We start from the raw sequence: 11663 nt of genomic DNA on the forward strand, positions 1-11663 counted from the left end.
GGCCCGGGTCGGATCGACTCGGGCCACCGGCGAAGTCCACCGGCCGTCAGTCGGCCAGCTCGCGGGACTCGCTCGTCTCGAAGACCACCAGCTCGGTGAGGCGGACCCGCAGCCGCTCGCGCAGCTGCTCGGGTGCGGTCTCGTTGCCGCAGCAGCGGGCGACCAGCGCCTTCACCTCCTGTTCCAGGCCGTACTCGCGCAGGCACGGCCCGCACTCGTCGAGGTGGTGCCGGATCAGCGTGCGGCGCTCCTCGGCGCACTCCAGGTCGAGGTAGAGGTAGACCTCGGCGAGCACCTCACGGCAGTCCGTCTCGTGCGGCTTCCCACAGCTCATGTCACACCTCCCGGCCGGCGGCGGCGGTCGAGCCCTTCGGGGACCGCGCAGCGCTGAAACCGCGCTCGGCGGCGTAGCCCTCGAGCAGCTTGCGCAGATTACGACGGCCCCGGTGCAACCGCGACATCACCGTGCCGATGGGCGTGCCCATGATGTCGGCCACCTCCTTGTAGGAGAAGCCCTCGACGTCGGTGAGGTAGACGGCCAGGCGGAACTCCTCCGGCAGCTGCTGGAGGGCCTCCTTGACGTCGCTGTCGGGCAGCCGGTCCAGCGCCTCGGTCTCGGCCGACCGCAGCCCGCTGGAGGTGTGCGACTCGGCCTCGGCGAGCTGCCAGTCGGTGATCTCCTCGGTCGGCGCCTGGATGGGCTGGCGCTGCCGCTTGCGGTAGGAGTTGATGTAGGTGTTCGTCAGGATCCGGTACAGCCAGGCCTTCAGGTTCGTGCCCTGCTCGAACTGGTGGAAGGCCGCGTACGCCTTCAGGTACGTCTCCTGGACCAGGTCCTCGGCATCCGCCGGGTTGCGTGTCATTCGCAGCCCGGCAGCGTAGAGCTGGTCGACGAAGGGCATCGCGTCCCGCTCGAAGCGGGCCCTGCGCTCGTCCGTCTTCTCGGTGGTCAACCGCACATCCCCTCGCGTCGGATGCTTTCCCGCCGAGGATACGCGCCGGGCGCTGCCCGCAGTTTCGCTTTCGGCCGGTGTGCTGGTCCTCACCACCACAGGCCATTCCGGCCCGACCGGCCCCGCCACCACGGGCCACTCCGGTCCACCCAGCAGCCGCCTGAGCTGCTGCGCCTCCCGTTCGTCCCGTTCCCGGCTCCGTGTCTCGGTCGGCACCGGTCACACCCCCCTGAAGCAGAAGTCTCGTCCGTGGGGGGTAACGCGGGGCGCAGGCCCCGGCATTCCGGCCCGCCGGCCCCGTTCCTGGTCCCGGCCCCCGACGGGTGTCGGCGCTGGGACCAGGAAGGGCCTGGGAGGGACGGTGCCGGACGCCCGGACCGGGCATCCGACACCATCGGAGACAACGAGGCGTACGGCCACCGGTCACGGCCCGGGGGCGGTCAGGGCGACGCCCAGCCCCGGCCACGCAACCAGTCGACCACCGCCGCGGCCGTCCCGGCCGGATCGCCGGCCAGGTCGTGCCGCTCGCCGGGCCGGACCACCACCCGCACCGCAGGGGCGGCCCCGGGCACGCCGAAGGGGTCGCGGTCGCCGTTGACCACCAGCGTCGGCAGCCCGGTGGCCAGCTCCGCCGCCCGGGAACGCTCCGGCCGGCCGGGCGGATGCAGCGGGAACGCCAGGGCCACCACCGCGTCGGCACCGACGGCGACGGCGGTACGGCAGGCCACCCGGGCACCACTGGACCGGCCGCCGACCACGAGCGCGGGCACGGCGCGATGCCTCCGGCGCAGCACGGCCAGAACGGCCGTCCACGCCTCGTCGAGGTGCCCGGCGGGGGCCGGCGCGCGCCGGCCCGCCACCCGGTAGGGCTGGGTGACCCGGCACACCGCCAGCCCGGCGGCGGTCGCCGCGTCCCGCAGCGCGCTGAGGTCCGGCGCGTCGACGTCACCGCCCGCGCCGTGCCCGAGCACCAGCAGGGCCCTCGCCGGGCCGGCGGGCAGGTCGGTGTCGACCCGGGCCGGCCCGCGTGGCGTCCCGATCTCGTCCGCGTCTCGCACGGGCTCATTCTGCGGGTTGCCGCCGCCGAGGTCGTCCCGCCCCGGCCGGACCGCCCCTACCGGCGGCGGTCCGGCCGGGGTGGTCAGCTCAGTGGGACCAGGGTGAGCAGCCGATCCCGCACCGGCGGGCCGGCCTCGTCGGCCGCGTCCGGGTCCGGGTCGACCTCGCTGCGCCAGGCGACCAGCATGGCCCGGCGCTCGCGCGGGGTGGTGCCGCCCCATACGCCGTGGCAGTCACCGACCTCCAGCGCCCAGGCCAGGCACGATCCCTGCACGTCGCAGCTGCGGCAGAGCGCGACGGCCGCGTCGGCCGGCTCGTTGGGCGCCGGAAAGAACGTCTCCGGGTCCACGCTCTGGCAGGTGCCTCTGGTGCGCCAGGCTTCGTCCTGCCGCCGTTCACGCAACGCCCGCAACAGGCGCGGATCCCGTCGTGCGGCAGCAACCTCGTGCGGGCGGGGCATACGCGCCCGTGTCATCCACCCACCTCCCCCGTGGGACCGGAAAGATCGATGAGTGCCGTTCGCACCGTGCGAATCGTCACCCACTACCGGCGCTGTGTTGTATCGCACTTTCAGACACCGGGACAAGAGCCTTCCGTAAAGATGACTAAAAGCTCAGGCGACGATTCGCCCGCAACTCTGGCAAATCAGCACGCGACAATGCCCCCGGCAACTGTCAGAAAAGCGTCACCTCGTCGGTCGGGTCGGCCTGCGCGGGCACCCGAGCGATCAACTGCGGCCCGTCGTTGCGGACGTTGCCGACCGCCGACCCGACCGGCCGGATCTCCAGCCCGTCGAGCCACCCCGGATCGGGCGGGGCCAGCAGGGCGGCGGCCGGCTCGTCGGTCGGGCCCAGCCAGGACGCCCACCGCTCGCGGGGCAGCAGCAGGGGCATCCGCTCGTGCACCCGCGCCAGCTCGCCCACCGCCGCGGTGGTCAGCACGCTGAAGGTCAGCACCGCCCCGGCGGGCCCCTCCCAGACCGACCAGATGCCCGCCAGGGCGAGCACCGACGAGTCGGCCGGGGTCATGAAGTAGGGCTGCCGCCCGCCCTCGGGTAGCCGGACCCACTCGTACCAGCCGTCGGCGGGGACGAGGCAGCGTCGACGGGCGAACGCGGGCGCGTACGCCCGGCTGGTGTCCACCGTCTCCGCCCGCGCGTTGATCATGCGGGCCCCGGCGGCGGGCGACTTCGACCAGGGCGGGAGGAACCCCCAACGGCCGGCGGACAGGGCGCGGTGCCCCTCCGGCGTGAGCCGCACCAGCGGCACGGTCGTGGTCGGGGCGACGTTGTGGCTCGACCGGACCCGGCCCTGCGTCTCGTCGGACGACTCGAACACCGCACTCAGGTCGACCGCGCTCCGGGTCGTGGCGTACCTCCCGCACATGGGGCACACGCTAACGCCCCGGGCCGCGTTCGGCTGTCCCGCCCACCGGGAGCGCGCCCGGGCGGCCCGCCCGGCGGCGGACACGGCACGGCAGAATGTGACCGTGGGGAACACGACCGCGACCCGGCCGCTCCGGCCGTGGACCGCTCCGACCGCGTCCGACCCGGTGGTTGCCAGGCTGCGGCTGCCCGGCTCCAAGTCGATGACCGCCCGCGCACTCGTGCTCAGCGCACTGGCCGGCGGCCCCTCCACCCTCGCCGGGCCGCTGCGCGCCCGCGACACCGAGCTGATGGCCGGCGGCCTGCGGGCCCTCGGCGCCCACATGTCGATCGCGGACGACGACCGCTGGCTGGTCCGGCCCCACCCGCTGGCCGGCCCGGCGCACGTCGACGTCGGCCTCGCCGGCACCATCATGCGGTTCGTCCCCCCGGTCGCCGGTCTCGCCGAGGGGCGGATCACCTTCGACGGCGACCCGCAGGCCCGCACCCGCCCGCTGGGCCCGCTGATCGGCGCGCTGCGCTCCCTCGGGGTGCGGGTCGAGTCCCCGGCCACCGGCAGCCTGCCGCTGACCGTGTTCGGCACCGGGAGCGTCACCGGCGGCGAGGTGGTGATCGACGCCTCCGCCTCCAGCCAGCTCGTCTCCGGCCTGCTGCTGGCCGCGCCGCGCTTCGACCGGGGCGCGGTGGTCCGGCACGTCGGCCCGCCGGTCCCGTCCGCGCCGCACCTGCGGATGACCGTGCAGATGCTGCGGGCCGCCGGGGCGGCCGTCGACGACAGCACCCCCGACGTCTGGGTCGTCGAGCCGGGGCCGCTGACCGGGCGGGGCTGGGAGATCGAGCCCGACCTGTCGGGCGCGGTGCCGTTCTTCGCCGCGGCGCTGGTCACCGGCGGCGAGGTGACGTTGCGGGGCTGGCCGCACAACAGCGCCCAGCCCGTCGAGCAGCTCCGCACGCTGCTGCAACGCATGGGCGGCGAGGTGGCCCTCACCACCGACGGGCTGACCGTGCGCGGCACCGGCGTGGTGCACGGCATCGACGCCGACCTTTCCGACGTCAGCGAGCTGACCCCGGCGCTGACCGCGCTCGCCGTGCTCGCCGACTCGCCGTCCCGGTTCACCGGCGTGGCACACATCCGGGGGCACGAGACCGACCGGATCGCCGCGCTCGCCCGCGAGTTCACCGGCCTCGGCGCCGACCTCACCGAGTCGGCGGACGGGCTGGAGATCCGGCCCCGGCGGCTGCGCGGGGGGGCGTTCCGCACCTACCACGACCACCGGATGGCGCACGCCGCCGCGGTGACCGGCCTGGCGGTCCCCGGCATCGAGCTCGACGACGTGTCGTGCACCTCGAAGACCATGCCGGAGTTTCCGGGACTATGGTCGGCGATGGCGACCGGAAAGAGCTGACACGACGGAGGGCGTCCTGGCGACCAAGCGGCGGGAGTACGACGAGGACGACGTACGGGTCCGGCCCGGGAAGTCCTCGCGCCCCCGCACCCGCACGAGGCCCCGGCACGCCGACGCCGTCGACGGCTTCGTCATCGCCGTGGACCGGGGCCGCTACACGTGTGTGCTGCCCGGGGCCGGCCCCGACGTCCCGCTGGTGACCGCCATGCGGGCCCGGGAGCTGGGCCGCAAGTCGGTGGTGGTGGGCGACCGGGTGGGCCTGGTCGGCGACACCTCCGGGGCGGCCGGCGCGCTGGCCCGCATCGTCCGGATCGCCGAGCGCAGCTCCGTGCTGCGGCGCACCGCCGACGACGACGAGAACACCGCCGAGGGGCGGCTGGAGCGGGTCGTGGTGGCCAACGCCGACCAGCTCGTCATCGTCAGCGCGCTGGCCGACCCGCCGCCGCGCACCGGGTTCATCGACCGGTGCCTGGTCGCCGCGTACGACGCGGACATCGAGCCGCTGCTCTGCCTCACCAAGGCCGACCTGGCCGGCCCGGAGCAGGTGCTCGGCTACTACGCCGAGCTGGAGCTGCCGTACGTGCTGCTGCGGCCCGACGCCGACCTCGACGCGCTGCGTGACCTGCTCGCCGGCCGGGTGTCGGTCCTGGTGGGCCACTCCGGGGTGGGCAAGTCGACGCTGGTGAACCGCCTCGTCCCGGACGCCGACCGGGCGGTCGGGGTGGTCAGCGCGATCGGCCGGGGCCGGCACACCTCGACCAGCGCGGTGGTGCTGCGGCTGCCGCCCCGCCCCGGCGCCGACACCGACCCGGGGTGGATCGTCGACACCCCGGGGGTGCGCAGCTTCGGGCTGGCCCACGTCTCGGCGGACAGCCTGCTGCACGGCTTCCCCGACCTGGTGGAGGGGACGGTCGACTGCCCGGCGAACTGCCAGCACACCGCCGAGGAGGCGGACTGCGCGCTGGACGCCTGGGTGGCCGCCGGCAAGGCCGACGAGCGCCGGCTGGCCTCGTACCGCCGGTTGCTGGCCTCCCGGTCCGGGGAGGGTGACGCGCGGGAGCCCGACCAGCGCAACCCGGGCGACCCGCTGGAGGGGTCGTGACCGCCCGACCCGCTGGAAGGCGCGTGACCCGGCCGCCGCTACCGTTTGCGGCATGACCGGGTACGCCGACGACCTCGCCCTCGCCCACCTGCTCGCCGACGCCGCGGACGCCATCTCCACGGCCCGGTTCCGGGCCCTCGACCTGCGCGTCGAGGCGAAGCCGGACCTGACCCCGGTGTCCGACGCGGACACGGCCGTCGAGCGGGAGATCCGGGCCCTGCTGGCGCAGCGACGCCCCGGCGACGGCCTGCTCGGCGAGGAGTACGGCGGGCAGCCCCTGGCCACCCCGGGCGGGCGGCGCTGGGTGGTCGACCCGATCGACGGCACCAAGAACTTCGTCCGGGGGGTGCCGGTCTGGGCCACCCTCATCGCCCTGCTGGAGGGCGACCGGCCGGTGCTCGGGCTGGTCTCCGCGCCGGCGCTGGGCCGCCGCTGGTGGGGCGCGCTCGGCGCGGGCGCGTACGCCGGCCCGGACGCCGCGCACGGCACCCCGGTCCGGGTGTCGGCCGTGGGTCGCCTCGCCGACGCCAGCTTCTGCTACTCGTCGCTGTCGGGGTGGGAGTCCGCCGGGCTGTTGGAGCCGATCCTCCAGCTCATGCGGGACACCTGGCGCAGCCGGGCCTACGGCGACTTCTACGGCTACATGCTGCTGGCCGAGGGGGCGCTGGAGGTGATGGTCGAGCCGGAGCTGTCGCTGTGGGACGTCGCCGCGCTGGTGCCGATCGTGACCGAGGCGGGCGGGACGTTCACCGACCTGGCCGGCCGGCCCGCCCCCGGCGGCGACGCCACGGTGGAGAGCAGCGCCGTGGCCAGCAACGGCCCGCTGCACGCCGACATCCTCACGAGGCTGGGTCGGCCGGCCGAGCGCTGAGCGCCGCCAGCCTCTATCCTCGCCAGGTGGTGTCCTCCGGTTGGTGCTTCCTGGCGGCGATGATCGTCGCGTACGGCTTCGCCAACCTGCTCCAGTCCGTCGCCGCGGCGCGGACCACCGTGCACCACACCTTCGACCCGGGGCTGCTGCTGCGGCTGGCCGGCCATCGCACGTACCTCGTGGGGCTGGCCTGTCAGGTCGGCGGCTTCGTGCTGGCCTTCCTGGCCCGCCGGGACCTGCCGCTGTTCCTGGTCCAGGCCAGCGTGGCGGCGGGGCTCGGGGTGACCGCGATCCTCGGCGTGCTGGTGCTCAAGTGGCGGCTGCCCACCGCCGAGGTCGCGCTGCTGGTGCTGCTCTTCGCCGGGGTCACCGGCCTGGTGCTGTCCGCGCAGCCGGCGCAGTCCCGGCCGCTCGGGCCCGCCGGCCTGGTCGCGCTGGCGGCGGCGCTCGCGGTGATCGCCGTGGTCGGTTTCTTCGCGGTACGGCTGCACGGCGCGCCCGGCTCGGTGGCGCTCGGCTCGCTGGCCGGGCTGGCCTTCTCCGCCGCGGCGGTGGCCGCCCGCCCGCTGGCCGCCGTGACGAGCGTGGAGGGGTTCGTCCGGGATCCGCTGCTCTACCTGCTGGTGGCCCACTCGCTGGTCGGGCAGCTGCTGCTCGGCCTGGCCATGCAGCGCGGCTCGACCACGGCGGCGGTCGCCGCGATGGACGCGGCCGGGGCGGTGCCGGCGGCGATCGTCGGGCTGCTGCTGCTCAACGACAGGATCTGGCCGGGCCGGGAGTGGCTGGCCGCCCTCGGCTTCCTGGCCACGCTGGCGGCGGTGATCGGGTTGACGCGGTACGCCGAGCCGCAGCACCACCACGAGGTGGCCCGGGAACGCGCCCGGGGGATGCTCCCCGCCTGCGTTCCGGCGGCCCGCCCCCGCCGCTGATCAGGCCGCCTCGACGGGTTTGCGGCGCAGGACCACCCGCTCGTAGAGCCGCTCCAGCGCGCCGGCCGTGCGTTCCCACGTGTAGCTGCACCGGACCCGGTCCACGGCGGCGTGCCCGTACGCGAACCGGCCGGCGTTGTCGGCGAGCAGCCGGCGCAGGGCCATCCCGAGGGCCCGCACGTCGCCCGGCGGCACCAGCTTCCCGGTGACCTCGTCGACGACGGCGTCGGCGATGCCGCCCATCGCGTACCCGACGACCGGCACGCCGCAGGCCATCGCCTCCAGCGAGACCCGGCCGGCGGAGGAGTAATGCGGGGTGCAGGCCACCACGTCGGCCGAGCGGTACCAGGTGGCCATCTGGTCGTGCGGCACCGCGCCGACCAGCTTCACCTGCTCGGCGACCCCGGTGCGCTCGGCCAGGTCGCGCAGGCGGCACGCCTCGGCGTGGTTGGCGAGCTGGTCGGCCGGCGGGCCGCCGGCGATCACCAGCTCGGCGTCGCCGACCAGCCGCATCGCCCGGATCAGGTCGTCGTGCCCGTGCCCGGGCGTCAGGCCCCCGACGGAGAGGATGCGCGAGCGCTGGTCGCGCGGGGCCGCCTCCCCGTCCGGGCGGAACTGGTCGGTGTCCACCCCGGTCGAAACCATCACCACCGAGCTGCGTTGCAGCCCCATCCGGGTCAGCTCGTCGACCTCGTCGTTGCACTGGGCGACCGCGATGTCCACCGCCCGGGTCAGGGCCCGCTCCAGCGGGATGCGGGTGCCCGGGCCGTCGTAGCCGGGGCCGAGGTGGCGCAGCTGCTCCACGCCGAGCGAGTGGAAGGTCTGCACGACGGGGATGTCGGTCTCGCGCACCGCGTGCGCGGCGACCAGCCCGCCGACCCAGTAGTGCCCGTGCACCACCTCCGGGGACCACTCGCCGGCCCACCGGTCGGCCAGCCACCGGCCGAACTCGGACACGTGCCCGACCAGCTCGGCGGTGGGCATCGGGGCGGCCGGGCCGACCGGCACCCGCTCCACCCGGTAGCCGTCGACCTCCGCCGTCGCGGGCAGCGCGGGATCGTCCCGGCGCTCGTAGACGTGCACGTCGTGGCCGCGCCCGGCCAGCTCGGCGGCGACCCGCGCGATGTGCTCGCGCGTGCCGACGGCCGGGCCGTCGACGGGCCGCGACGGGCCGGAGTGCGCGCACACTAGGCCGACGCGCATGGGTCACCTCCATGCGGTTCGTTGAGCTGGTGGTCCTCCCGGTCAGAGGGTCCCATTAACCGGGCCGCCCGGAGCCGAAACCTGCCAACTCCCCCGCCGCGGCGGGCCGCCGGCCGCCGATCCGATCCGGGCCGTCGGCATGAGCGGGGCCCACCGGGGTACGGGCCAGGAATGCCTCTGACCCGCACCCTCGACGATGCCGCCATCGTGCTCACCGGCGCCTCCAGCGGCATCGGCACCGCCACGGCGTACGCCCTCGCCCGGCGGGGCGCGGCCGTGGTGCTGGCGGCCCGCAGCGAGGAGGCCCTGGAGCGGGTGGCGGCACGGTGCCGGGAGCTGGGCGGCCGGGCGCTCGCCGTACCCACGGACGTCACGGACCCGGTGGCCGTGGAGATCCTCGCCGCCCGCACCGCGGAGGAGTTCGGCCGGATCGACGCCTGGATCAACAACGCGGCGGTGAGCGCAGTCGGGCTGTTCGACGAGATACCGGTGCGGGAGTTCCGCCGGGTGCTGGAGGTGAACCTGCTCGGCGCCGTGCACGGCATGCGGGCGGCCCTGCCGTACCTGGCGGCGGCCGGCGGCGGGGTGCTGGTCAACAACGCCTCCGTGCTGGCCGAGGTGGCGATGCCCTACCAGTCGGCCTACAACGCCACCAAGCACGGCATCCGGGGGCTGGCGGACACGGTGCGGCAGGAGCTGCGGCTCACCGGGCGGGGAAGCGTCTCCGTGTGCACGGTGCTGCCGGCGACCATCGACACCCCGTTCTTCCGGCACGCTGCCAACCACACCGGCCGGGAGCTGGTGCCGCCCCCGCCGGTGTACCCGCCGGAGCTGGTCGCCGAGACCATCGTCCGGGTGCTTCGCCGGCCGCGCCGCGAGGTGTACGCCGGTGGCGCCGCCCGGCTGCTCGGCGCGCAGTGGCGGCTCGCCCCCGCCCTGGCCGAACGGGCCCTCGGCTGGTATGTCCACCGCACCCAGTTCGGGCCCGCCGGGCGGCCGGACAGCACCGGCAACGTCTTCGCCGCCGACGCGGCCGGACGGCGGGACGGCGGGTGGCACGGCCGGCGGCGGCAACTGGTCCGGATGACCACCGCCTTCGGGCTCGCCGCGGCCGGCACGGCGGTCGGGACGATGGCGGCCCGGGCCAGACGGTCCCGGACGGCACGCTGATGAACTCCCCCGACCGGCAGGATGCGCGGTTCGTCACCACCACGCACAATGGGGCGATCATGCCGACCGACGTGCGCTGCGTGGTGGAGACGGACGAGTCGTCCGGGGTGCTCCGGCTGACCGGGGCGCTCGACGCCGCCGGCACGGCCGCCGTGCGGGACGCGCTGCTCGTCCGGCTCTGCGTCCGCCCCGGCCCGGTGGTGGTCGACCTGTCCCGGCTGCGCCTGGCCGCCCCCGCCCGTGGGCTGTTCGCCGAGGTGCGTCGCGAGATCGCCGACTGGCCGGCGGCGGGGCTGCTGGTCGTCGACCCGACCGGGGCGTCGGCCGGCCCGGGGCTGCCGGTCTGCTCGACCCTGGCGGAGGCGACGGCGGCGCTGGCCCGGTCCCCGATGGCCGCGGCGACCACCACCGCACTGCCGCCGGTCGTCGGCGCGGCCCGGCAGGCCCGGGCGCTGGTGACCGACGGCTGCGCCCGGTGGGGGATCGGCGGGCTGGCCGAGGCGGGCTGCATCGCGGTGACCGAGATGGTCAACAACGTGGTGGCGCACGCGCACACCCCGATGACCGTCCGGCTGGCACCCGGCGACGGCACGCTGCGCATCGGCGTACGCGACCAGTCCCGGCGGCAGCCGCGATACTCCGGGCTGGCCCCGCCGCACCTGGCCGGCGGTCGGGGCCTGCTGCTGATCGACACGATGGCCCGCCGCTGGGGCAGCACCACACTGCCCGACGGCAAGCTCGTCTGGGCCGTGTTGGACCTCGCGGGCAACCCCGGCTGACTCCTGCCACCTCAGCCCCAGTGGCCCCACGTGGCGGCCGGGACGCCGACGGGCGGATCGGTTACGGGCGGTATGCAGTGGGTAGTGATCAGCCATGCGCGACGACGAGTACCCGACCCCCGTCTCCGACCCGGAGGCCGACGGTCTGCCCGACACCGCCGACGACGACTCGACGGCCAACGACGACGTCGAGACCGGTCGCGAGGCGGACGGCCCGGCGCCGGCCCAGCTGCCCGGTGACCGCACGCCCGTGGCGGTGGACCGGTTCGGCACCACCGCCGAGGAGCAGCTCGACGGCGAGTCGCTGGACTACAAGCTCCAGCGGGAGAGCTTCGAGCGCCCCGCCGACGACCCGCTTGCCGGCCCGGTCGATCCGGACATCGCGGCCGAAGCGGACAGCGAGGAGGCCGCCGCCCAGGCGCAGCTCGACGCCGACGTGATCGACCCGGGCCCCGCCTCGGACCCGCACTCCCCCGTCTCCATCTACGACCACGGCCAGCTCGGCAGCGTCGCCGACGCCGAGGTGGGCCGGCTGGTGGAACCGGACGAGGGGGCGCACAGCGACGTGGAGACCGACGACGTCGCGTACGACGCCGGGTCCGCCGGTGGCGGGGCGAGCGCGGAGGAGCTGGCGATCCACGAGACCCGGCCGCCCGGGGCGCACTGACCCGGCCGTCCACGGCGCTCGACCGGCCGGCCGGTCAGTTGCGCTCGGCCGGCCGGTCAGTTGCGCTCGGCCGGCCGGTCAGTTGCGCTCGGCCGGCCGGTCAGTTGCGCTCGGCCGGCCGGTCAGTTGCGCTCGGCCGG

At 75.6% G+C, this 11663-nt stretch carries 13 protein-coding genes; 7 read left to right on the forward strand and 6 right to left on the reverse strand.

Annotated elements, in window-relative coordinates; genetic code table 11:
* Positions 1 to 46: 46 nt before the first annotated feature.
* From rsrA to ACFT41_RS31010, 5 genes are all read right to left on the reverse strand, one after another.
* Positions 47 to 334, reverse strand: coding sequence for a mycothiol system anti-sigma-R factor (gene rsrA, locus ACFT41_RS30990; RefSeq protein ID WP_377587755.1), 288 nt, complete (start codon positions 332 to 334; stop codon positions 47 to 49).
* A 1-nt stretch (position 335) separates the two neighbouring features.
* Positions 336 to 1169 carry a sigma-70 family RNA polymerase sigma factor gene (locus ACFT41_RS30995; protein ID WP_377587754.1) on the reverse strand — a complete coding sequence of 278 codons (834 nt, stop codon included), beginning with the start codon at positions 1167 to 1169 and terminating at the stop codon, positions 336 to 338.
* Positions 1170 to 1393: 224 nt separating this feature from the next.
* Positions 1394 to 2011 (reverse strand): alpha/beta family hydrolase, encoded by a 618-nt coding sequence (locus ACFT41_RS31000; RefSeq protein ID WP_377587753.1) that lies wholly within the window; start codon positions 2009 to 2011, stop codon positions 1394 to 1396.
* Positions 2012 to 2094: 83 nt separating this feature from the next.
* Complete coding sequence (locus ACFT41_RS31005; RefSeq protein ID WP_377587752.1) at positions 2095 to 2487, reverse strand: WhiB family transcriptional regulator; 393 nt, start codon at positions 2485 to 2487, stop codon at positions 2095 to 2097.
* A 199-nt stretch (positions 2488 to 2686) separates the two neighbouring features.
* Entirely contained in the window at positions 2687 to 3397 is a 711-nt protein-coding gene (locus tag ACFT41_RS31010; RefSeq protein WP_377587751.1) for an SOS response-associated peptidase, read from the reverse strand.
* Positions 3398 to 3500: 103 nt separating this feature from the next.
* Here ACFT41_RS31010 and aroA point away from each other — a divergent pair, with 103 nt between their 5' ends.
* The 4 genes from aroA to ACFT41_RS31030 all read left to right on the forward strand — a co-directional run bounded on the left by aroA (position 3501) and on the right by ACFT41_RS31030 (position 7704).
* On the forward strand, positions 3501 to 4802 hold the full coding sequence (gene aroA, locus ACFT41_RS31015) for a 3-phosphoshikimate 1-carboxyvinyltransferase (protein WP_377587750.1): 1302 nt from the start codon (positions 3501 to 3503) through the stop codon (positions 4800 to 4802).
* 163 nt (positions 4803 to 4965) lie between these two features.
* Complete coding sequence (gene rsgA / locus ACFT41_RS31020; protein ID WP_377587777.1) at positions 4966 to 5904, forward strand: ribosome small subunit-dependent GTPase A; 939 nt, start codon at positions 4966 to 4968, stop codon at positions 5902 to 5904.
* A gap of 52 nt (positions 5905 to 5956) precedes the next feature.
* A complete protein-coding gene (gene hisN / locus ACFT41_RS31025; protein WP_377587749.1) occupies positions 5957 to 6775 on the forward strand; it encodes a histidinol-phosphatase in 819 nt (272 codons plus the stop codon).
* 59 nt (positions 6776 to 6834) lie between these two features.
* Positions 6835 to 7704, forward strand: coding sequence for a hypothetical protein (locus ACFT41_RS31030; RefSeq protein ID WP_377587776.1), 870 nt, complete (start codon positions 6835 to 6837; stop codon positions 7702 to 7704).
* Here the strand turns inward: ACFT41_RS31030 and ACFT41_RS31035 are convergent, their stop codons facing one another.
* Positions 7705 to 8907 carry a glycosyltransferase gene (locus ACFT41_RS31035; protein WP_377587748.1) on the reverse strand — a complete coding sequence of 401 codons (1203 nt, stop codon included), beginning with the start codon at positions 8905 to 8907 and terminating at the stop codon, positions 7705 to 7707.
* Between the two features lie 171 nt (positions 8908 to 9078).
* Between ACFT41_RS31035 and ACFT41_RS31040 the strand changes: the two genes are divergently transcribed.
* The 3 genes from ACFT41_RS31040 to ACFT41_RS31050 all read left to right on the forward strand — a co-directional run bounded on the left by ACFT41_RS31040 (position 9079) and on the right by ACFT41_RS31050 (position 11523).
* On the forward strand, positions 9079 to 10077 hold the full coding sequence (locus tag ACFT41_RS31040) for an SDR family oxidoreductase (RefSeq protein ID WP_377587747.1): 999 nt from the start codon (positions 9079 to 9081) through the stop codon (positions 10075 to 10077).
* Positions 10077 to 10856, forward strand: coding sequence for an ATP-binding protein (locus ACFT41_RS31045; RefSeq protein ID WP_377587746.1), 780 nt, complete (start codon positions 10077 to 10079; stop codon positions 10854 to 10856). Before ACFT41_RS31040 ends, ACFT41_RS31045 begins: the two co-directional genes overlap by 1 nt.
* Positions 10857 to 10950: 94 nt before the next feature.
* A complete protein-coding gene (locus ACFT41_RS31050; RefSeq protein WP_377587745.1) occupies positions 10951 to 11523 on the forward strand; it encodes a DUF5709 domain-containing protein in 573 nt (190 codons plus the stop codon).
* The last annotated feature ends 140 nt before the right edge of the window (positions 11524 to 11663 follow it).

The sequence above is a fragment of the Micromonospora sp. NPDC057141 genome (genome assembly GCF_042670805.1).
Lineage (GTDB): Bacteria > Actinomycetota > Actinomycetes > Mycobacteriales > Micromonosporaceae > Micromonospora.